Annotated in this window: 23 protein-coding genes and 1 tRNA gene; 16 read left to right on the top strand and 8 right to left on the bottom strand. The window is 72.1% G+C overall.

Features of this window, described 5'->3' with window-relative positions; genetic code table 11:
* The first annotated feature begins 37 nt into the window (after positions 1-37).
* A complete protein-coding gene (locus tag ADL34_RS23145; RefSeq protein ID WP_003999914.1) occupies positions 38-334 on the top strand; it encodes a type II toxin-antitoxin system VapB family antitoxin in 297 nt (98 codons plus the stop codon).
* Positions 335-470: 136 nt separating this feature from the next.
* On the top strand, positions 471-1,094 hold the full coding sequence (locus ADL34_RS23150) for a LytR C-terminal domain-containing protein (RefSeq protein ID WP_062665721.1): 624 nt from the start codon (positions 471-473) through the stop codon (positions 1,092-1,094).
* A gap of 15 nt (positions 1,095-1,109) precedes the next feature.
* On the opposite strand, the gene upp is transcribed toward ADL34_RS23150, so the two are convergent.
* Complete coding sequence (upp, locus tag ADL34_RS23155) at positions 1,110-1,745, bottom strand: uracil phosphoribosyltransferase (protein ID WP_062665723.1); 636 nt, start codon at positions 1,743-1,745, stop codon at positions 1,110-1,112.
* Between the two features lie 137 nt (positions 1,746-1,882).
* On the opposite strand from upp, the gene ADL34_RS23160 reads away from it, so the two are divergent.
* From ADL34_RS23160 to ADL34_RS23195, 8 genes are all read left to right on the top strand, one after another.
* On the top strand, positions 1,883-2,077 hold the full coding sequence (locus tag ADL34_RS23160; RefSeq protein WP_062665725.1) for a hypothetical protein: 195 nt from the start codon (positions 1,883-1,885) through the stop codon (positions 2,075-2,077).
* Between the two features lie 312 nt (positions 2,078-2,389).
* Positions 2,390-2,917, top strand: a complete 528-nt coding sequence (locus tag ADL34_RS23165) for a hypothetical protein (RefSeq protein ID WP_062665727.1) — start codon at positions 2,390-2,392, stop codon at positions 2,915-2,917.
* Between the two features lie 38 nt (positions 2,918-2,955).
* The gene (gene tadA / locus ADL34_RS23170; protein WP_062665729.1) at positions 2,956-3,387 is read left to right on the top strand and encodes a tRNA adenosine(34) deaminase TadA; all 432 of its coding nucleotides are present in this window, start codon (positions 2,956-2,958) and stop codon (positions 3,385-3,387) included.
* A gap of 56 nt (positions 3,388-3,443) precedes the next feature.
* Positions 3,444-3,528: transfer RNA gene (locus ADL34_RS23175), tRNA-Ser, on the top strand.
* A 162-nt stretch (positions 3,529-3,690) separates the two neighbouring features.
* Positions 3,691-3,870 (top strand): hypothetical protein, encoded by a 180-nt coding sequence (locus tag ADL34_RS23180; protein ID WP_055625257.1) that lies wholly within the window; start codon positions 3,691-3,693, stop codon positions 3,868-3,870.
* Positions 3,867-4,160, top strand: a complete 294-nt coding sequence (locus ADL34_RS23185; RefSeq protein ID WP_062665732.1) for a Dabb family protein — start codon at positions 3,867-3,869, stop codon at positions 4,158-4,160. The genes ADL34_RS23180 and ADL34_RS23185 overlap by 4 nt, the downstream gene beginning before the upstream one ends.
* Positions 4,161-4,324: 164 nt before the next feature.
* Positions 4,325-5,176, top strand: coding sequence for an RNA polymerase sigma factor SigF (locus tag ADL34_RS23190; protein WP_179199572.1), 852 nt, complete (start codon positions 4,325-4,327; stop codon positions 5,174-5,176).
* A 268-nt stretch (positions 5,177-5,444) separates the two neighbouring features.
* Entirely contained in the window at positions 5,445-6,350 is a 906-nt protein-coding gene (locus ADL34_RS23195; RefSeq protein WP_062665734.1) for an RNA polymerase sigma factor SigF, read from the top strand.
* A 591-nt stretch (positions 6,351-6,941) separates the two neighbouring features.
* On the opposite strand, the gene ADL34_RS34425 is transcribed toward ADL34_RS23195, so the two are convergent.
* Positions 6,942-7,139 carry a hypothetical protein gene (locus ADL34_RS34425; RefSeq protein ID WP_063892356.1) on the bottom strand — a complete coding sequence of 66 codons (198 nt, stop codon included), beginning with the start codon at positions 7,137-7,139 and terminating at the stop codon, positions 6,942-6,944.
* 206 nt (positions 7,140-7,345) lie between these two features.
* Here ADL34_RS34425 and ADL34_RS23200 point away from each other — a divergent pair, with 206 nt between their 5' ends.
* The 4 genes from ADL34_RS23200 to ADL34_RS23215 all read left to right on the top strand — a co-directional run bounded on the left by ADL34_RS23200 (position 7,346) and on the right by ADL34_RS23215 (position 11,761).
* Positions 7,346-7,795, top strand: a complete 450-nt coding sequence (locus tag ADL34_RS23200) for a MarR family winged helix-turn-helix transcriptional regulator (RefSeq protein WP_062665735.1) — start codon at positions 7,346-7,348, stop codon at positions 7,793-7,795.
* 13 nt (positions 7,796-7,808) lie between these two features.
* Positions 7,809-10,322 (top strand): MFS transporter, encoded by a 2,514-nt coding sequence (locus ADL34_RS23205; protein WP_107115578.1) that lies wholly within the window; start codon positions 7,809-7,811, stop codon positions 10,320-10,322.
* Between the two features lie 94 nt (positions 10,323-10,416).
* A complete protein-coding gene (locus ADL34_RS23210; protein WP_062665740.1) occupies positions 10,417-11,241 on the top strand; it encodes a YceI family protein in 825 nt (274 codons plus the stop codon).
* A 49-nt stretch (positions 11,242-11,290) separates the two neighbouring features.
* Positions 11,291-11,761, top strand: a complete 471-nt coding sequence (locus ADL34_RS23215) for a PPOX class F420-dependent oxidoreductase (RefSeq protein ID WP_062665741.1) — start codon at positions 11,291-11,293, stop codon at positions 11,759-11,761.
* Positions 11,762-11,894: 133 nt separating this feature from the next.
* Here the strand turns inward: ADL34_RS23215 and ADL34_RS23220 are convergent, their stop codons facing one another.
* The 5 genes from ADL34_RS23220 to ADL34_RS23240 form a co-directional block, all read right to left on the bottom strand.
* Positions 11,895-12,695, bottom strand: a complete 801-nt coding sequence (locus tag ADL34_RS23220; RefSeq protein ID WP_062739813.1) for a TetR/AcrR family transcriptional regulator — start codon at positions 12,693-12,695, stop codon at positions 11,895-11,897.
* Positions 12,696-12,777: 82 nt separating this feature from the next.
* On the bottom strand, positions 12,778-14,286 hold the full coding sequence (locus ADL34_RS23225; RefSeq protein ID WP_062665745.1) for an MFS transporter: 1,509 nt from the start codon (positions 14,284-14,286) through the stop codon (positions 12,778-12,780).
* 178 nt (positions 14,287-14,464) lie between these two features.
* On the bottom strand, positions 14,465-15,205 hold the full coding sequence (locus ADL34_RS23230) for a response regulator transcription factor (protein WP_062665747.1): 741 nt from the start codon (positions 15,203-15,205) through the stop codon (positions 14,465-14,467).
* A gap of 197 nt (positions 15,206-15,402) precedes the next feature.
* Positions 15,403-16,281, bottom strand: coding sequence for a DUF2797 domain-containing protein (locus tag ADL34_RS23235; RefSeq protein WP_062665749.1), 879 nt, complete (start codon positions 16,279-16,281; stop codon positions 15,403-15,405).
* A 73-nt stretch (positions 16,282-16,354) separates the two neighbouring features.
* Positions 16,355-16,774, bottom strand: coding sequence for an HGxxPAAW family protein (locus ADL34_RS23240; RefSeq protein ID WP_062665751.1), 420 nt, complete (start codon positions 16,772-16,774; stop codon positions 16,355-16,357).
* A gap of 140 nt (positions 16,775-16,914) precedes the next feature.
* Here ADL34_RS23240 and ADL34_RS23245 point away from each other — a divergent pair, with 140 nt between their 5' ends.
* Both ADL34_RS23245 and ADL34_RS23250 read left to right on the top strand, forming a co-directional pair.
* Entirely contained in the window at positions 16,915-17,397 is a 483-nt protein-coding gene (locus ADL34_RS23245; protein WP_062665758.1) for a MarR family transcriptional regulator, read from the top strand.
* Positions 17,398-17,506: 109 nt separating this feature from the next.
* A complete protein-coding gene (locus ADL34_RS23250; RefSeq protein WP_062665760.1) occupies positions 17,507-18,013 on the top strand; it encodes a hypothetical protein in 507 nt (168 codons plus the stop codon).
* Between the two features lie 39 nt (positions 18,014-18,052).
* Here ADL34_RS23250 and ADL34_RS23255 read toward each other — a convergent pair whose 3' ends face one another.
* Entirely contained in the window at positions 18,053-18,814 is a 762-nt protein-coding gene (locus ADL34_RS23255) for a DeoR/GlpR family DNA-binding transcription regulator (RefSeq protein WP_062665762.1), read from the bottom strand.
* Positions 18,815-18,901 lie beyond the last annotated feature (87 nt).

Consider the following 18,901-nt stretch of genomic DNA (forward strand, 5'->3'; position numbering starts at 1 on the left):
GCTGCGCCCGGAACGTCTCGACCGGTAGGCTTTCCGTGTGATCTTCAAGCGCATCGGAAACGGCCGGCCGTACCCCGACCACGGCCGGGAAAGCACCCGGCAGTGGGCGGACGTCGCTCCGCGCCCGGTCCGCCTCGATCAGCTCGTGACGACCAAGGGCCAACTCGACCTGGAGACCCTGCTCGCCGAGGACTCCACGTTCTACGGCGACCTCTTCGCGCACGTCGTGAAGTGGCAGGGCGACCTGTATCTCGAGGACGGCCTGCACCGCGCGGTCCGCGCGGCACTCCAGCAGCGCCAGGTGCTGCACGCGAGAGTGCTGGAACTGGACTGAGTCCGGGCTGACGCGGCCGGGCCTCGTCCGCATTGACCCTTTCGGGTTGGACCGTGCGGCTGCGAATGATCATCTAGTAGGCATTGCCGCCCGGGCGCACTACGCTGCGCCCATGAGCATGCTGACTCCCCCCGGCATGGGTGGCCAATACCGGATCAAGGGGGACAAGTACCCACGGATGCGGCGTCGTCGAGCGCGCGGCAGGCTCGTCCTGCTCGGCGCGGCCTCGCTCGCCGGCCTCGGCCTGGCCGGCTGGGGCACGCTCCAGCTCGTCGACGTCTTCACGGGCGGCGGCGGCACGGCCTCCGCGGCCGGGGCCGGGAGCGGCTGCGCGACGAAGGCGAAGGCGAAGGCCTCGCCGTCCGCCGCGCCGAAGCCGCCTGAGCCGGGCGCAATCACCGTCAACGTCCTCAACGCCACCACGCGCGGCGGGCTGGCGAAGAAGACCGCGGACGAGCTGAAGAAGCGCGGCTTCAAGATCGGTGACGTGGGCAACGCGAGCAAGGAGTACGACAAGAAGGTCAAGGGCACCGGGCTGCTGCTCGGCCCGGCCTCCTCGCTGAACACCTCGCTGCCGGTCCTCGCGACCCAGCTGACCGCCGCCGAGCGCCGCACCGACGCGGCCCGCAAGGGCACCGCCGTGGACCTGGTCATCGGCGACAGGTTCAAGGAGCTGACGAAGAAGGCGGACGCCGACAAGGCCCTGGCCGCGCTGGCCGAGCCCGAGCCGACGCCCGCCTCGTCGAAGAAGGGGTGCTGAGGGGCGCCGCTGCGCCTATTCGGCGGCGCCGTACAGGCGGTCGCCCGCGTCGCCCAGGCCGGGCACGATGTACCCGCTCTCGTTGAGGTGGTCGTCCACGGCGGCCGTCACGACGGTCACCGGCGTGCCCGCCAGCTCGCGCTCCATCAGCTCCACGCCCTCGGGCGCGGCGAGGAGCACCACGGCGGTCACGTCGTCGGCGCCGCGCTTGATCAGCTCCTGGATCGCGGCGACCAGGGTGCCGCCGGTGGCCAGCATCGGGTCGAGGACGTACACCTGACGCCCGGAGAGGTCCTCGGGCATGCGCGAGGCGTACGTGGACGCCTGGAGCGTCTCCTCGTTGCGGATCATGCCCAGGAAGCCCACCTCGGCGGTCGGCAGCAGCCGGACCATGCCGTCCAGCATGCCGAGTCCGGCCCGCAGGATCGGCACCACGAGCGGGCGCGGGTGGGAGAGCTTCACACCGGTGGTGTCGGTGACGGGGGTCGAGATGTCGACCGCTTCGGTCCGCACGTCCCGCGTGGCCTCGTAGGCGAGCAGGGTGACCAGTTCGTCGGCGAGCCGCCGGAAGGTCGCGGAGTCGGTGCGCCGGTCGCGCAGCGTGGTGAGCTTGTGGGCGACCAGGGGGTGGTCGACGACGTGGAGACGCATGTCCACAACAGTAACCGGGCCCGATATGCCCGGCGCCCCCGCACACGGCAAGCCCTCGCTGCGCCGTTCACCCTCGCGCTGGCATCAAACCGTCCGTCGGAGGGAAAGTGGGAGGGACGCGACCTGGGGGTGAGCCTATGCCGAACGCCGAATCGCCTGCGGATCCCGCACCGGACGCGCCGGACACGAGCGACGCCGCCCGGCGCCGGCGGCGCGCCCAGTTCCTGCGGGAACTCGCCGAGGCCCGCGCGCTGCGCGACCGGGTCCAGCCGCGCCGGGCGAAGGCGGCCCGGCTGCGCCACGCCATGCGTATGCGCACGTTCCGCTGGTAGCGCGGCGCCGTGAGCACCGGCCGCGCCGGGCTCAGTTGGGGCCGGGGCGTGCCGGAACACCCGGGAAAGCCGCGTACGATCCGCAGGTGGCGGCAACGAGTGCGCTGGTGAGTCCTTCGCGGACGCGCTCGCGGACCCCCTCGGGCCACGGCGATCAAAACAGCCGGACACAGGGAGCCGAAGACGTCCCCTGGACGCCTCGTTTCTGCCACGATTCCGAGTGGGTGGGGCTCGGACCCCGAGCCGTCCCGCCCGTAACCTCCGCCGGGGGGACCCCCAACCGGCACGCCTCAGACCAGTGGGAGAGTCACGGTGTACTTCGCCGCACTGCTCGCGCGCACCGAAGACGGGTGGGAAGCGAGCGACACAGAGCTCGACGATGTGGAGACCCTGTCGGATCTGGCCGACCTGGCCCGTGAAGCCTCGCCCGAGGACGACACGGTGCTGGTTCTCATCGAGCAGGAGGACGCCTGGTTCGGCGTCGTCCGCATCGACGGTGAGGACGACCCCCGCATCTACGTGTCGGACGCCGCCGCGGCCGCCCGCAGCAGCTACGGCGAGATCCTGCTCACCGACGAACTGCTCGGCAGGGAGCCCGGCGACGACGGCGCCGACCTGGACTCCCTCGACCTCGACGGCACGGAGGAGCCGGACGGCGACTCCGACGACGAGGAGGGCGGGAGCGGGGACGCTGTTCCGCACAGCCCGGTCGGCGACAGCGAGATCCTCGACGACCTCGGCGTCGGCGAGAAGGAGCTGAAGTCCCTGGACGCCGAGGACGCCCTCGGCGCGATCGCCGACGCGCTGGGTGCCTCGGAGGTCCTGGAGACGGTCCGCTGACCTCACCCGACCCCGTACGCGACCGCTGGCGGGCGGCGATGAGGCTCGCCCTGGGAGAGGCCGAGGAGGCCGTCCGGGGCGGGGACGTTCCCGTCGGCGCGGTCGTGCTGTCCGCCGACGGCACCCGGGTGCTCGGCGCCGGGCACAACGAGCGGGAGGCGACCGGGGATCCGACCGCGCACGCGGAGGTGCTGGCCATCCGCCGGGCCGCCGCCGCGCTCGGTGAGTGGCGGCTGACGGGGTGCACGCTCGTCGTCACCCTGGAACCGTGCACGATGTGCGCGGGTGCCCTCGTGCAGTCCCGGGTGGACCGGGTCGTCTACGGCGCCCGCGACGACAAGGCCGGCGCGGCGGGTTCCCTGTGGGACGTCGTACGCGACCGGCGGCTGAACCACCGGCCCGAGGTGATCGAGGGCGTCCTCGCCGAGGACTGCGCGCGCCTGCTCACGGAGTTCTTCCGGGCCCGCTGAACCGGGGCCGCTTATCGATTTCGAAGCACGGCCCGGCGTGCTGTAAGGTCTCCCTCGGTAGCGTGTCCGAGCGGCCGAAGGAGCTCGCCTCGAAAGCGAGTGTGGCGCAAGTCACCGAGGGTTCAAATCCCTCCGCTACCGCTCTGGAAGGGCCCCGTCTCACGACGGGGCCCTTCGTGCTGTTGATCTCCGCGGAGGCGTGGCCGCTACACTCACCGCCGGAAACACGGGGCCTTTCCGGGCTCTTTCGACGCACTGGGCACAGCAGCCACGGCAGACACAGCAGCCACAGGGGAGGCCGCGATGGCGGTGAATGGCAAGAAGATCGCCGTCTACCTGGTCGTGGTCTTCGCGCTCTATGTGATCATCACCGATCCGGCGAAGGCCGCCGACTACGTCCAGGTCGGCTTCGAGGGCATCTCGGACGCCGCCCAGGCCGTCGGGGAGTTCATGACCTGGATCGCCAACGGAGGAGACTCATGATCCGCCACCTCGTCCTGTTCAAGCTCGACGAGGGCGTCGAGCGCGACGACCCCCGCGTGGTGGAGGGCGTCGAGGCCTTCCGCGCACTGGAGGGCAAGATCCCCGAGATCCGGTACTGGGAGCTGGGCTGGAACCTCAGCGACCGCCCCATCGCCTACGACTTCGCCATCAACTCGGCCTTCGAGGACCCGGCCGCCCTGCGCACCTACGTGGACCACCCCGAGCACCAGGCGGGCGTCGGCCTGTGGCGCGAGTTCAGCAGCTGGGTGATCGCCGACTACGAATTCTGAGGCGCGGCGCCCCCGGGCGCCCCGTCCCGACCCGAGCCCTCCGCCCTCCGGCGGGGGGCTTTCGCGTGTCCGCAGGGGTGACGGGCCCTCAACACGGGATTAGACGGTACTTGAACACAATGAACTGTCTTGTGATGCTATGACCGCTTTTGACGGATGAGTTGATGGATCACGAGGTGGAGTTGACCGTGCCGGCCAGTACTGCGCCTCAAGCCCCGACGCAGGAGGAAACTCCCGCGTCCCCGCCGCGCAGCCGTGGCGCCGACACCCGGGCCCTCACCCAGGTCCTCTTCGGGGAGCTGAAGGAGCTCCAGCCGGGTACGCCGGAGCACAACCGCGTGCGCGCGGCGCTCATCGAGGCGAACCTCCCGCTCGTGCGCTACGCGGCCGCCCGTTTCCGCTCCCGCAACGAGCCGATGGAGGACGTGATCCAGGTCGGCACGATCGGCCTCATCAACGCCATCGACCGCTTCGACCCGGACCGGGGCGTGCAGTTCCCGACCTTCGCGATGCCGACGGTGGTCGGCGAGATCAAGCGGTACTTCCGCGACAACGTGCGCACGGTCCATGTGCCGCGCCGGCTGCACGAGCTGTGGGTCCAGGTGAACAGCGCCACCGAGGACCTCACGACCGCCTTCGGGCGCACCCCCACCACCTCCGAGATCGCCGAGCGGCTGCGCATCACCGAGGACGAGGTCCTGTCCTGCATCGAGGCCGGGCGGTCGTACCACGCCACCTCGCTGGAGGCCGCCCAGGAGGGCGACGGGCTGCCCGGACTCCTGGACCGGCTCGGCTACGAGGACCCCGCCCTGGACGGCGTGGAGCACCGGGACCTGGTCCGCCACCTCCTCGTGCAACTGCCCGAGCGGGAACAGAGAATCCTGCTGCTGCGCTACTACAGCAATCTCACCCAGTCGCAGATCAGTGCGGAACTCGGGGTCTCCCAGATGCACGTCTCGAGGCTACTGGCCCGTAGCTTCCAGCGGCTCCGCTCGGCGAACCGGATCGACGCATAACCGCAAGCATGAGCGAGCCATAACCTGCGAGAGCGAATCGCTCACCAGGGCGGATGCCGACAGTTGAGAGCCGAAACACCGTCAGACCCCCTGTAAGCAGGGCGGATTCGGATCTCACATGTCGACATGTCACTACAGCGCGTTGCCGACATGTGACATTCTTTCGCCAGCGCGTTTGCCGCGGCTTCGGCTCCGGTATTCAGGTGAAGGCTGGCGTTCCTCGTTCGGAGCGTTCGCCACGACCGTCCCGCGACCCAGAGGGGGTGGCATGTCCGCAGACCAGGGCAGCTCGAAGGTGCTCACGCTCATGAAGAGCGAGTCGCCCGACGCCGCGCTCGACGTTTCGGCTCTCGAGGCCGTTCCGGCCCCGGCTCTTCCGGCATCCGACATCACAGCCGTCCCGGCTTCGGCGGACATCGACACCCGCACCCTGTCCCGCTCCCTGTTCCTGCGGCTCGCCGCGCTGGACGAGAACAGCCCCGAGCGCGCGTACGTCCGGGACACCCTGATCGAGCTCAACCTCCCCCTCGTGCGCTACGCGGCGGCCCGCTTCCGCTCGCGCAACGAGCCGATGGAGGACATCGTCCAGGTCGGCACCATCGGCCTGATCAAGGCGATCGACCGCTTCGACTGCGAGCGGGGCGTGGAGTTCCCGACCTTCGCGATGCCGACGGTGGTCGGCGAGATCAAGCGGTTCTTCCGTGACACGTCCTGGTCGGTGCGCGTCCCGCGCCGCCTCCAGGAGCTGCGCCTGGCGCTGACCAAGGCCAGCGACGAGCTGTCCCAGAAGCTGGACCGCTCGCCGACCGTCACCGAACTCGCCGCCGTGCTCGGCGTGTCCGAGGAGGACGTCGTCGACGGCCTCGCGGTGGGCAATGCCTACACCGCCTCCTCGCTGGACTCGCCGGCCCCGGAGGACGACGGCGGGGAGGGCTCGCTCGCCGACCGGCTCGGCTACGAGGACACCGCGCTGGAGGGCGTGGAGTACCGGGAGTCGCTGAAGCCGCTGCTGGCCAAGCTGCCGCCCCGCGAGCGCCGCATCATCATGCTGCGCTTCTTCGCCAACATGACGCAGTCGCAGATCGGCGAGGAGGTCGGCATCTCCCAGATGCACGTCTCCCGGCTGCTGACCCGGACCCTGGCCCAGCTGCGCGAGGGCCTGATCTCCGACTGACTCCTCGTGCCTGACGGAGGGCCGGCCATCACGGCCCGCTGCTCCGCGCGAGGTGGACGACCTCGACACCCGGCCGTCGGTGCGCCCTGTGGGGCGCGTCGGCGGCCGTCGTCGTCCTGGGGGCCGTCCCGGCCTCGTGCGGGGGCGGTCCGGTGGTGAGGAGTTCGTCGCGACGGGGCCGGCGGGCGGCCCGTCCCAGGTCCCGGCGGCCGGCCCGACCGGCACGGTGACGCGGGTGCCGCTGCCCTCCGGGGGCCGGGCGGCGCGCAGAGCGACTCGGCCGAGCGGCCGGGTGGCGCGGAGGGCGGCTCCGCCGGGCGGGCGGCGGGTCAGGGGCGGGGCGGGGGCGCGCCCCGCCCGCGGGTACGGATCAGGCGGACGCGGGGGCGTGCCCCGTCCGCGGGTGCGGATCAGGCGGGCGCGACGGACGGTCCCGGTCCGGTGCCGTCGAGGGCCCCCGGCCGGGCGACCCTCACCGCGAACGCACCGGGTTCGGCGACCCCGGCTCCCCCGGCGTACCCGGCCCCGTCCCGCGGGCGCGGCTCGTCGGCGGTGAGCCGGTGGGCCGTATCGCCGCCGCGGCCCGCGGTATTACTTCAGCGCGAGCCAGGCGACCGCGGCGACGATCACGACGGCGGCGATCACACCGACGATCAGGCCGATGCGGGGGCCGGAGGAGGCCGCCTGCTGCCGTCCGCCGCCCTGCGGACCCTCGTCGACGAAGGCGCGGAACATCTGGGTGCTGCCTGCGGGGTCGTGGTTGCCCTGAGGGCCCTGGGTGTTAGCCATGGCCCGAGACCCTAGCGAATGAGCCGGTGAGGCCCAAGTGGGGGACGCCGCTCCGCACACAGGTCCACACACCCCACTCCACCTGCACATTTACGGTCGCAATACTTGCCTTTGCCAACTTTTTGCGGCGGCATCCCCGGATTTGTTTGCCTGTAGCAACCAAGCACTGTCTATAGTTGCCCTGAGCAACAAACACGGGAGGTGTGATGGCCGAAACGGCACAGTACGAGGAGCTGGTCCGCCAGTTCAGTGCCTTCGGCGCCGTGAAGCGGGAGATGGGACGCACCCTGCCGTCCGACTGCCCCTCCGGATCCGCCGCCGTCCTCACGTTGCTGGTCCGCCACGGAGAGATGCGCATGAGCAAGCTCGCCGAGCTGCTCGCCGTGGACATGTCGGTCACGAGCCGGCATGTCGCCCATGTGGCCGAGCGCGGCTGGATCGAGCGCTCCCCCGACCCGGCGGACAAGCGAAGCCGCATCGTGCGCCTCACCCCGAGCGGCGAGGAGAGGGTGCGGGAGATGTCCCACCGGACCACACGGCTGCTCGAGGAGCGCCTGAGCGACTGGTCCGACGACGACATCGCCTCGCTCATCCGGCTCATGGCCCGGCTGCGGGCCAGCTTCGACGACTGCCGTACACCCGCGATCACCCAGTAAGAGAAGGAAGTTCATGGCAACGACCACACCAGCCGGTGTGCGGGCCCACGCCAGGCATTCGGGAGCCCCGGCCGGCGCTCCCATGTCCCACCGGCAGATCATGGAGGCCCTGACCGGGCTGCTGCTCGGCATGTTCGTCGCGATCCTGTCGTCGACGATCGTCTCCAACGCCCTGCCCGACATCATCAAGGACCTCGGCGGCGGTCAGAGCGCCTACACCTGGGTGGTGACCGCGTCGCTGCTGGCGATGACCGCGTCCACACCGCTGTGGGGCAAGCTCGCCGACCTGTTCTCCAAGAAGCTGCTGATACAGCTGGCCCTGGTGGTCTTCGTGGCCGGCTCCGCGCTGGCCGGTCTGTCGCAGAACCCGGCCATGCTGATCACCTTCCGCGTGGTCCAGGGCATCGGCATGGGCGGCCTGTCCTCGCTGGCCCAGATCATCCTCGCGGCGATGATCTCGCCGCGCGAGCGCGGCCGGTACAACGGCTACCTCGGCGCGACCTTCGCCACCGCGATGGTCGGCGGCCCGCTGATCGGCGGCGTCATCACCGACACCGACTGGCTCGGCTGGCGCTGGTGCTTCTACGTCGGCGTGCCCTTCGCCGTCGTGGCCCTGATCGTGCTGCAGCGCACCCTGCACCTGCCCGTCGTGAAGCGGAAGGTCAAGGTCGACTGGGCCGGCGCCTTCTTCATCACCGCGGCGGTCTGCCTGCTGCTCGTCTGGGTGACCTTCGCCGGTGACAAGTACGACTGGATGTCCTGGCAGACCGGTGCGATGACCGGTGGCGCGCTCGCGCTGCTGCTGATCTTCGTATTCGTCGAGTCCAGGGCGAGCGAGCCGATCGTCCCGCTGCGGCTGTTCCGCAACCGCACCATCACCCTCGCGTCGCTGGCCTCGCTGTTCGTCGGCATCGCGATGTTCGCGGGCACGATCTTCTTCAGCCAGTACTTCCAGCTCGCCCGGGGCGAGTCGCCGACCATGTCCGGCGTCCTGACCATCCCGATGATCCTCGGCCTGTTCGTCTCCTCGACGGTCTCCGGCCAGGTGATCACCCGCACCGGCCGCTGGAAGGCCTGGCTGCTGGGCGGTGGTGTGCTGGTCACGGCGGGCCTCGGCCTGCTCGGCACCATCCGCTACGACACGGCGTACTGGCACGTCGCGATCTTCATGGCGCTGCTGGGCCTCGGCGTCGGCATGATGATGCAGAACCTGGTCCTCGCCACGCAGAACCAGGTCGACCCGAGCGACCTGGGCGCCGCGAGTTCCGTCGTGAACTTCTTCCGGTCCCTCGGCGGTGCCATGGGCGTCTCGGCGCTCGGCGCGGTCCTCAGCCACCGGATCACCCACTACGTCCAGGACGGCCTGGCCGAGCTCGGGGTGCGGGGCTCGTCCTCCGGCCACGGTGAGATCCCCGACCTGGACTCCCTTCCCGCGCCGGTCCGCACGGTCGTCGAGAGCGCGTACGGCCACGGTGTCGCCGACGTCTTCCTGTACGCGGCGCCGATCGCCCTGCTCGCCCTGGTGTTCGCCGTGTTCATCAAGGAGGTCCCGCTGAAGACCAAGGGAGCCCTGGCCCAGGCAGCCGAGGACGAGAACCCGGCCCCGGCCGAGACGCCGGCCGCCGCCGCAGTCGCCGGCGAGGCCACCCCGGAGCCGTCCACCGCGGTCACCGCGCAGGCCGAGACCGCCCCCGGCACCGCCCAGGCCCTCGCGGCCGTGGCCACCGTGGCCGACGCCGAGGCGAACGGGAGCGCCGCCTCCGGCGGGGTCCCGGTGCGCGGCTTCGTCCGGGGCGCCGAGAGCGCGCCGGTCCCGCAGGCCGCCGTCACGCTGATCTCCCTGGCCGGACGGCAGCTGGGCCGCTCGGTCGCGCAGGCCGACGGCGCCTACGCGGTGGACGCGCCGGGCGCGGGCTCGTACGTCCTGATCGCCTCCGCCGACGGTTTCCAGCCGCAGGCCTCCACGATCGTCGTCGACGGCGACGAGCCGGTGGCCTACGACATCCTGCTCAGCGGCACCAGCGGCCTGAGCGGTGTCGTGCGCGCCGCGCAGGGCGCGGAGCCGGTCACCGGCGCCATGGTGATCGTGACCGACGTCCGCGGGGACCTGCTGGCCACCGCCGCCACCGGTGAGCAGGGCGAGTTCAGCTTCGCCGAGCTGGTGCCCGGCGCCGTGACCGTCGCGGTCAACGCCGACGGCTACCGGCCGCGCGCCCTGCCCGTCGAGGTCGCCGGCACCGGGGTCACCCGGATCGAGGTCGAGCTGGACGCCGGGGCACAGGTCCAGGGCGTCGTCCGGGCGCCGCACGGCCCGCTGGCCGACGCCCGCGTGACGCTGGTCGACGCGGCCGGCAACGTCGTCGGCACGGCCACGACCGGGACGGACGGGGCGTACGCCTTCACCGACCTGGACGGCGGCGAGTACACGGTCATCGCGACGGGCTACCCGCCGGTCGCGACGGCGCTGACGGTCACCGGCCGCGGCACCGACGGCCACGACATCGAACTCGCCCACCCCGGCGAGTGACCCGACCCGGCCCGTGGTGGCGAGCGCGCTCCGAGCGGAGGCGTGCCGCCGCCACGGGCCGGTTCTCTTCAAGGACTTCCGAGGAGTACGTGAGATGGGACTGACCGCGAGGGTCCGCACGCGGGACGGATGGGCCGTGCCGCACGCGGTCGTCACGGTGACGGACATGACCGGGGCGCAGGTGCTGCGGCTGGAGGCCGACCCGGAGGGCGCGGTCCGCGACGCGGAGCCGCTGCCGCCGGGGGCGTACACCGTCATCGTCACGGCCGTCGGCTACGCGCCGGCCGCCGCGAGCGCGCTGGTGACCGCGAGCGGACGGGCCGAGGTCGGCACGGTCACGCTGGCCCGCCAGGGCGGCACGGAACTGCCGCCGCCCGGACCGTGGACCGTCGACCCGGCGCACTCCACGGTCGCCGCGGTCGCCCAGCACCTGGGGATCTCCAGCGTGCACGGCCGGTTCGCGCGGTTCTCCGGCGCCGTCGAGATCGCACCGGACGACGTCACCAAGTCCCGGGTGGAGGCGGTGATCGAGGCCGCCTCGATCGACACCGGGAACGACATGCGCGACGGGCACCTGCGGTCGCCGGACTTCCTGGACGTGGAGCGGCACCCGGAGATCGTCTACCGCTCGACGGGCGTCACGGCGGCCGGCGGCACCGACCGCTGGACCGTGCACGGCGAGCTGGAGATGCGCGGGGTCGTGCGTCCCGTGGACCTGGACCTGGCCTATCTCGGCACCGGCGCCGACCCGTGGGGCGGCACCCGCGCCGCGTTCCGGGCGACGGCCGAACTGCGCCGCGACGACTTCGCCATGAACTACAACCAGGTCGTGCAGGCGGGCATCGCCGCCATCGGCACGACGCTGAAGGTGGAGCTCGACATCCAGGCCGTGCAGGGCGGGACACTCCCGCAAGCCTGAGCCCGGCAGGGTCAGGCAGAACCGGGCGGAGGGCGCCTAGGCTCGTCCCATGGCACCGAACATCGCGACCAACACCCGCGTCTCCCTCGAAGAGTTGCTCGATTTCGTGCGGCCCCGGCACCGGGCCCTGCTGCTGACCCGCCGGTCCGACGGCGGCCCGCAGGCCAGTCCGCTGACGTGCGGGGTGGACGACTCGGGACGGATCGTGGTCTCCACGTACCCGGAACGGGCCAAGACGCGCAACGCCAAGCGGGACCCGCGGGTGAGCCTGGTCGTGCTCAGCGACGACTGGAACGGGCCCTGGGTGCAGATCGACGGGACCGCGGAGGTCGTCGACACGCCGGACTCCGTGGAGCCGCTCGTCGAGTACTACCGGAACATCGCCGGGGAGCACCCGGACTGGGACGAGTACCGGGCGGCGATGGTGAAGCAGGGCAAGTCGATCATCCGGGTCACGCCCGAGCGGTGGGGCCCGGTGGCGACGGGCGGCTTCCCGGCGCGGCTCGTCGAGGGCGACTGACGCGGCCCTAGGGGGTGTCTTGCCGATCAGGCCGGGCTCCCGGCGCCTGGCACCGCGCCTCGCCGCGTTGTCGTCGGTCGCCGATGCGCCGCATCGACTCCCTCCCGACCCGGCCCGATCGACAAGACACCCCCTAGGAGGGTGCCGGGCCGGCCCGGTCGACCATCGCCTCGATACCGGCCACGAGCAGGTCGAGGGCGAAGTCGAAGTCCCGCTCCCACATCTCCTCGACGGTGTCGCCGCCGCGGGCCGCCATGAGCTCGGCGGAGTCCTGGACGATGTCGGCGGCCTCGGCGGAGCCGGTCACCGAGCTCATCGCGTGCCGGAAGTAGTCGTCCGGGCTCATGCCGAACGCCGCGCTGCGGGCGATGAAGTGCCCCTCGATCGTGCCGAAGCCGTACACGAACTGGAAGACGGCGGAGATCGCCGCCACCAGGCCGTGTGCGGGCAGGCCGGTGCGGCGCACGATGCGCTGCACCTGCCGGGAGAACCGGAGGCTGTTGGGGCCGATGTTGACGTAGGTGCCGATCAGCGGGGACAGCCACGGGTGGCGCACCAGCAGTCCCCGGTAGGCGCGGGCCAGCGCGCGCAGCTCGTCGCGCCAGCCCTCGCCGCCGCCGGTTCCCGTGTCCTCGGCGGCGTCGGCGTCCGGAAGGTCGAGTTCGCCGAAGGCCGCGTCCAGGGCGAGTTCGAGAAGGTCGTCCTTGGTGTCCACGTACCAGTACACGGACATCGCGGTGACGTTCAGCTCGGCGGCGAGCCGGCGCATCGAGAACTTGGCCAGCCCCTCGGCGTCCAGCAGCCGTACGGTCGCCTCGGTGATCCGGTCCCGGTCGAGGCCGGAGGGCTGGCCCCCGCCGCCACGGGCGCCACGGCGGGGCTTGTCCTCCAGCCAGACACTGGTCCGCGGGGACCGCCGGGCTGCCCTGGGCATGGCGCACCTTCCTCCGACTCCGTCATCGGCTGCTCAGGATGCCAGGTGACCCCCGGGGCCCGGGGAGCCACCCGAGCAGCACTCAGCTCTTGTCTGCCCTCTCCGCCCGCCGCAGCAACGCCCCCGCGACCAGTCCGCCGAGCAGGACGGCCGCCGCGCCCACCAGAAGACTCGTCTCCAGCCCGGACGAGAAGGCGTCCAGGACCCGTCCCCGCTCGGCCGCGCCGTCCGCCTGGGCCAGCGCCATCGGCAGGGAGGCGGCCGCCATCGGGATCAGCGCCGCGAACCGGGCGTTGAGCAGGGCGCCCAGCACGGCGACTCCGAGGCCGGTGCCGAACTCGGCGACCGTGCCGTTGACTCCGCCTCCGACGCCGGCCCGCTCCGGCGGGATCGCGCTCATGATGGCGTGCGACATCGCGGGGCTCGCCACCGCGGCGCCGGTGCCGATGAGCACGAGCCCGAGCAGGGTCCCGGTGTAGCCGCCGGGGGCGACCGTGGCCACGGACGCCAGGCCGGCCGCCATCACCAGCATGCCCAGCCCGATGGCGAGCGGCGTCCCCAGCCGGGCCGCCCACTTCGCGGCCAGACCGGTTAAGTTGAGCGCCACGATCATCAGGGCGAGCGGTGCCGTGCGCAGACCGGCCTCCAGGGGCTCGTAGCCGAGCACGAACTGCATGTGCTGCGTGAGCAGGAAGAGCGAACCGCCCATGCCGAAGGTGATGAGCACCCCGCCGGAGACCGCGCCGGTGAACCTTCGGTCGTGGAAGAAGTGCATGTCGATCATGGGGTACGGGATTCTGCGCTCCCAGGCGGCGAAGGCGGCCAGCACCACGACGGCCACGGCCGCCGTCAGCAGGACTCGGCCGGACGTCCAGCCGTGCTCGGGGCCGGAGATGATCGCGAACACCAGCGCGGCCATGCCGACCGTGGAGAGCACGGCGCCCAGGACGTCGGGGCGGTCCCCCTGCGGGTTCTTGGACTCCGGGACGAGGGTCACGACCGCGACCAGGGCGAGCGCCGCGACCGGCAGGTTGACCAGGAAGATCGCGCCCCACCAGAAGTGGTCGAGCAGGAATCCGCCGAGGAGCGGTCCGGCCGCGAAGCCCAGCGAGTTCACCGCCGCCCAGATGCCGATGGCCTTCGGCTGCTCCTCGGGCGTGAAGATCTGGATCGCCACGGCCAGGACGGTCGTCATCAGCAGCGCGCCGCCGATCCCCATGCCGGCCCGGGCCGCGATCAACTGGCCCGTGGATCCGGCCAGTCCGGCCACCAGCGAACCGGTGCCGAACAGGGCCAGGCCCACGGCCAGCATCTTCTTGCGGCCGTAGCGGTCGGCCGCGCTGCCGGCCGTGAGCAGCAGCCCCGACTGGACGAGCGAGTAGGCGTTGATCATCCACTGGATGTCCGAGGTGGACGCGTCCAGTTCACGGGTGAGGGACGGGATGGCCACGTTGAGGACGGTGTTGTCCAGCACGACGGTGAGCACGGCGAGACAGAGGACGCCGAGGATCAGCCAGCGCTGGGGGTGACCGCCTGGTGCCTGCGGCGACTGCGGCCGGGCCGCGGCCTGTTCCTGGGGGGACGTCGTCATGTTCTACACCGTAGAACAGTCCCTGTACACCGTACAACGGAATAGCGGCGCCGCCCCCCTCAGCTTGCGCTCGCGGGCTCGGCCCCCGGTTGAAGGCGGCCGTGACTGAGCGACGCCGTCCCGGGACCGCGGCGTGCGCGGCCGGCCCGCCCGCCGCGTCCACGCCCTCGCCGCCCTGTCACGACACGGCCGACTTGATCAGGTACCCGGCGCCGCGTCGCGTGTGGATCATCGGCTCCCGTCCGGCGTCGATCTTCCGGCGCAGGTAGGAGATGTACAGCTCGACGACGTTGGCCTGGCCGCCGAAGTCGTACGACCACACGCGATCGAGGATCTGCGCCTTGCTGAGCACGCGCCGCGGGTTGCGCATCAGGAAGCGCAGCAGCTCGAACTCGGTCGCGGTGAGGTGGATGTCGTCCCCAGCCCGCGTGACCTCGTGGCTGTCCTCGTCCAGGGTGAGGTCACCGACGACCAGCACCGACTCGGCCCGCCGGTCGGCCGCGCCGGAGCGGCGGATGAGCCCCCGCAGCCGCGCGACGACCTCCTCCAGGCCGAACGGCTTGGTGACGTAGTCGTCCCCGCCCGCCGTGAGCCCGGCGATCCGGTCCTCGACGACGTCCTTCGCGGTCAGGAAGAGCACCGGCACGTCCGGCAGTTCCCGGCGCAGCCGCCCGAGGACGGTCAGCCCGTCCATGTCCGGCAGCATCATGTCGAGGACGACGGCGTCGGGCCGGAACTCCCGCGCGGCCCGCAGCGCGTCCGCGCCGTCCCCGGCACTGCGGATCCGCCAGCCCTCGTAGCGCAGGGCCATCGACAGCAGTTCGGTGATCGACTGCTCGTCGTCCACCACCAGCACGCGGACGGGGCTCCCGTCCGCCCTCAGCACTTCGGTACGCCCCTGGGGCGAGGTCGTGGTCATGGGGCACACCCTGTCCACGGCCCCTGAGAAGACCCTTTCCCCAACCTGTGAATCATCTGAGAAACGCACGGGTTCCTCTCAGGCGGCACCTGGGTGCGGCCTGCGAGATCGCCGGTTCGTCAATTCGTCAGTGCGCCGGGGCGCCAGTTCGTCAGGGCGCCGGTTCGCCACCTCGTTGTTCGGCGTTCGTCGGTTCGTCAGAACAGTCCGTCCTGCACGCTCCCCTCACTCTCCCCGAACTCCACCACCGGGACGGTCAGTCCGGCGTCCGCGCCCGCGGCCACCAGTTCCCACCCCGTCATCAGCCGTGTGTCGACGACCACCACCCCGCGGTCCGTCCGCAGATGCAGGTCCGGACCCGCGGCCGCCATCAGCTCCCCGCTCACCGCCCCGCCCGCGACGAGTTCACCCACCGCGCCGGCCGCGGGCGGCAGCCCGGCGAGCCCGAACACCTCCGCGTGGTCGACGGGCCGGCACGACTCGGGGGTCAGCGACTCGGGCCAGCCGTCGAGCGCCACGGCCCGGGCGTGCAGCTCCGCCACTTCGGCCGCCCGCTCGGCCGCCGACGGGGGCAGCGCGGAGCGCACGGCCCGCTTGGCGGCGTACGGGATGCGGTCCGGCACACCCAGGGCCGCCCGCAGCAACTCCTCCGTGCGCCGGGCCGCCATCAACGGGCCCGCGCCCAGCCAGCCGAAGCAGACCGCCCCCTGCTCCAGCAGCCGCGCCGGACCCCGCTCGACGGCGGTGATGCCGACCTTGGTCATGCCGGGCCCGAACCACGCCAGATATACGTGGTACGGCCGCGGGTCGTCGGCCAGCGTGTCCGCGGCCACCGAGTGCGCCCGGTCCAGCCGCGCGCACTCCTCGCACCGCGCCCCCGTGCCCCGCCCGGGGACGGCCGCGCGCGTCGGACAGGGATGCCGCCGGGCTCCCACGCATGTCCGCACTCCCCCTTCCGCGACCGCGAAGGCCACCCGTTTCCCCCAGGTCAGCGCCGACCGCCGCCCGCCGTCCCAGACCAGCTCGGGCCCGTCCGCCGACCAGCGCAGACCCGAGCATCTCCATGCCTGTGCCATCACCGTCGAGGGTAGGGGGCGGCACTGACAACGCGGCCGAGGGCGAGGGGCCCCTCGGCTGCCACCGCTCGGCCTACCGCTCGGCCCCGACGGCGACGGGCTCCCGTTCCCCGGCCGCCCCGGCCGCCCCGCCCACCGGCGCCGCCGCCTGGCCCACCGGCGCCTCCGACTCGGCCGTACGCCGTCCTCGTCCGCGCCCGCTTCCGCGCCCGGCCAGCCGGCATCCCCAGCAGTCGGGGTGCCCTTCGAGCGCGCTCAGGTCCCGCACGCGCATCCCCCACTGGTCGCGTGGCCGGATCCCCGACGGCTTGCCCCAACCGGTCAGATGGAGGGTCCAGGTCACGAGGACGCTCGCCACCGTGACGGCGAGCCCGGCCACGATCAGCGCGGCCGAGTGGACGCAGATCCCCGCGCCCAGCACCGAACATCCGACGGTCGCGACGGCGACCCCGATCCACCCGGCAAGCGTGTGCCCCTCGTCATACTGGCTCATGCCGCCCGCTCCTCCCGCTCTTCCTCCACTCCCACTCCGTTCGAGGGCAGCGGAACCCGGCACGTCGAAGGGACCCCGAATCCCTTACGACGCAAGACTTTCAGTAGCTAAATCTCTCACGCGCTAAGGTAAAAGGGAAGATGCCAGCCACGCCACGCCCCACCGCCAGCCCCGCCCAGGCCTTGGAGGCGATGGACTCGCTCATCGCCGCCCATCTGCTCGGGCAGCAGGAGATGGCCCAGCGGCTCGGCCTGAACATCACCGACCTGCTCTGCTTCGGCTTCGTCGTGAAGGCCGGCGACGACCTGCTCGGCGCCGGGACCCTCGCGGAGCAGGTGCACGTCACGACCGGCGCGATGACCGGCATTCTCAACCGCCTGGAGCGCGCCGGCTTCGTCACCCGCCGGCCGGACCCGGGCGACCGGCGCCGCGTCCGGGTGGCCGCCGTCCCCGACGCGCTGACCCGGGTCGAGGAGCTCTACGGCCCCTACTACGTCCGCCTCATCGAGCTGTTCGCCTCCTACTCGGCGGACGAGATCGCCGTCCTCACGGACTGGTTCACCCGCGCCACCGGGCTCGCGCAGACGTACATCGACGAACTCCGGGAGCGGGACCGGACCTGACGGGCCTGAGCTAGCCCGTCACAAGACAGTCACGCCCTTCACATCCTCTTCACATCCTGGCTCGCGGAGCCTTACCGTCGCCCCATCCGTATCGCTCTGGGGGGACGAGATGGCCAACCCGTACACCACACCGCCGCCACCGGCACCGCGCCCGCCGGACACCCGCCCGCTGCGCCGGCGCAAGCGCGTCTGGCTCGGCGGCTCGGGCCTGTTCCTGGCGGGCCTCCTGATCGCCGCCCCGGGCAACGGCGACGAACAGCAGCCCGTCCAGACGAAACTGAAGGCGGGTCCGACCGTCACGGCGACCGTGACGACCACGCCCGAGCCCGGCCCGACGGTCACCGAGACGGTCAAGGCCAAGGCCAAGCCCGGCCCCACGGTCACGGTCACGAGGACGGCCACCGTGGCGGCGGCCGGCACCGACAGCGGCAGCGGGGGGAGCAGCGGCGGCGGGGACAGCACCGGCACCTGCTCGATCGTCTCCAACTCGGGCAACTGCTACTCGGCGGGCCAGTTCTGCCGCAACAGCCACCACGGCGCCACCACGACGACGGCGAGCGGCGCCCGGATCAGATGCGTGTACAGCGCGAACGCATGGCGCTGGAAGTACGCCTGACGGACCGGAGGCCGCCGCGCGCCGCCCGCCCCGGCCCGGTCAGACGGTCTTGACGACCGTGCCGGCGCTCTCGATCGCGGCCACCTCGCCGGCGGGTGCGGTGCCGTCGGTCACGAGCGTGTGCAGACCGGCGGAGGGGCCGACGTACGCGTAGGCGGTGCGGCCGAGCTTGCCGCCGTCCGAGGCGACGACGACACGGCGGGCGGAGGCGATGGCCGCCTTCTTCACCGCGGCGTCGTCGAGGTCGTAGGCGGTCAGGCCGTCGGCCGCGCTCAGGCCGCAGCAGCCGATGACGGCCGTGTCGAAGCGCAGGGCGGCGAGGGACGCGAGGGTCAGGGGGCCGGTGAGGGCTCCCTCGGCGGCGCGGGGCTGGCCGCCGGGCACCACCAGCGTGGCCGGTCCGGGCGCCTCACCGAACAGGTGGACGGCCTGGAGGGACAACGGCATCACGGTGACGGGCCGCTCGCGCAGGAGCCGGGCGACCTCCAGGCAGGTGGTGCCGCTGTCCAGCACGACGCTCTCCCCGTCGGCGACGAGGGAGGAGACCTCGGCGGCGATCCGGCGCTTGGCCTCGACCGCCTCGTGGGCGCGCAGCGCGAACGGCGGCTCCTCGCCCCGGAGCAGCAGGGTGCGGGCGCCTCCGCGGACCCGTTCGAGGACGCCCTGCGTGGCCAGGGTGTCGAGGTCGCGCCGGATGGTCATCTCCGAGGCGCCGGTCAGCTCGGCGAGCTCCTGGACCGTGGCACCGCCGGAGTCCCTGACGGCCTTCGCGATCAGCCCGTGCCGGTCTGCGTTGCTCATACGGGGATTGAACACCACGCGAAAACGCACACGCAAGGCGTTCGTTAGGAGCCCTTTCAAACACACACTTTGTTCGTTACGGTGGCG

The sequence above is a fragment of the Streptomyces sp. NRRL WC-3605 genome (assembly GCF_001509795.1).
GTDB classification, from domain to species: Bacteria; Actinomycetota; Actinomycetes; order Streptomycetales; family Streptomycetaceae; genus Streptomyces; species Streptomyces viridochromogenes.

Excerpts from the sequence above, each read along its gene's own strand:
- ADL34_RS23150 (WP_062665721.1), top strand. The coding sequence starts at position 471 with ATGGGTGGCCAATACCGGATCAAGGGGGACAAGTACCCACGGATGCGG.
- upp (WP_062665723.1), bottom strand. The coding sequence starts at position 1,745 with ATGCGTCTCCACGTCGTCGACCACCCCCTGGTCGCCCACAAGCTCACC.
- ADL34_RS23160 (WP_062665725.1), top strand. The coding sequence starts at position 1,883 with ATGCCGAACGCCGAATCGCCTGCGGATCCCGCACCGGACGCGCCGGAC.
- tadA (WP_062665729.1), top strand. The coding sequence starts at position 2,956 with ATGAGGCTCGCCCTGGGAGAGGCCGAGGAGGCCGTCCGGGGCGGGGAC.
- ADL34_RS23180 (WP_055625257.1), top strand. The coding sequence starts at position 3,691 with ATGGCGGTGAATGGCAAGAAGATCGCCGTCTACCTGGTCGTGGTCTTC.
- ADL34_RS23185 (WP_062665732.1), top strand. The coding sequence starts at position 3,867 with ATGATCCGCCACCTCGTCCTGTTCAAGCTCGACGAGGGCGTCGAGCGC.
- ADL34_RS23190 (WP_179199572.1), top strand. The coding sequence starts at position 4,325 with ATGGATCACGAGGTGGAGTTGACCGTGCCGGCCAGTACTGCGCCTCAA.
- ADL34_RS23195 (WP_062665734.1), top strand. The coding sequence starts at position 5,445 with ATGTCCGCAGACCAGGGCAGCTCGAAGGTGCTCACGCTCATGAAGAGC.
- ADL34_RS34425 (WP_063892356.1), bottom strand. The coding sequence starts at position 7,139 with ATGGCTAACACCCAGGGCCCTCAGGGCAACCACGACCCCGCAGGCAGC.
- ADL34_RS23200 (WP_062665735.1), top strand. The coding sequence starts at position 7,346 with ATGGCCGAAACGGCACAGTACGAGGAGCTGGTCCGCCAGTTCAGTGCC.
- ADL34_RS23205 (WP_107115578.1), top strand. The coding sequence starts at position 7,809 with ATGGCAACGACCACACCAGCCGGTGTGCGGGCCCACGCCAGGCATTCG.
- ADL34_RS23210 (WP_062665740.1), top strand. The coding sequence starts at position 10,417 with ATGGGACTGACCGCGAGGGTCCGCACGCGGGACGGATGGGCCGTGCCG.
- ADL34_RS23215 (WP_062665741.1), top strand. The coding sequence starts at position 11,291 with ATGGCACCGAACATCGCGACCAACACCCGCGTCTCCCTCGAAGAGTTG.
- ADL34_RS23220 (WP_062739813.1), bottom strand. The coding sequence starts at position 12,695 with ATGCCCAGGGCAGCCCGGCGGTCCCCGCGGACCAGTGTCTGGCTGGAG.
- ADL34_RS23225 (WP_062665745.1), bottom strand. The coding sequence starts at position 14,286 with ATGACGACGTCCCCCCAGGAACAGGCCGCGGCCCGGCCGCAGTCGCCG.
- ADL34_RS23230 (WP_062665747.1), bottom strand. The coding sequence starts at position 15,205 with ATGACCACGACCTCGCCCCAGGGGCGTACCGAAGTGCTGAGGGCGGAC.
- ADL34_RS23235 (WP_062665749.1), bottom strand. The coding sequence starts at position 16,281 with ATGGCACAGGCATGGAGATGCTCGGGTCTGCGCTGGTCGGCGGACGGG.
- ADL34_RS23240 (WP_062665751.1), bottom strand. The coding sequence starts at position 16,774 with ATGAGCCAGTATGACGAGGGGCACACGCTTGCCGGGTGGATCGGGGTC.
- ADL34_RS23245 (WP_062665758.1), top strand. The coding sequence starts at position 16,915 with ATGCCAGCCACGCCACGCCCCACCGCCAGCCCCGCCCAGGCCTTGGAG.
- ADL34_RS23250 (WP_062665760.1), top strand. The coding sequence starts at position 17,507 with ATGGCCAACCCGTACACCACACCGCCGCCACCGGCACCGCGCCCGCCG.
- ADL34_RS23255 (WP_062665762.1), bottom strand. The coding sequence starts at position 18,814 with ATGAGCAACGCAGACCGGCACGGGCTGATCGCGAAGGCCGTCAGGGAC.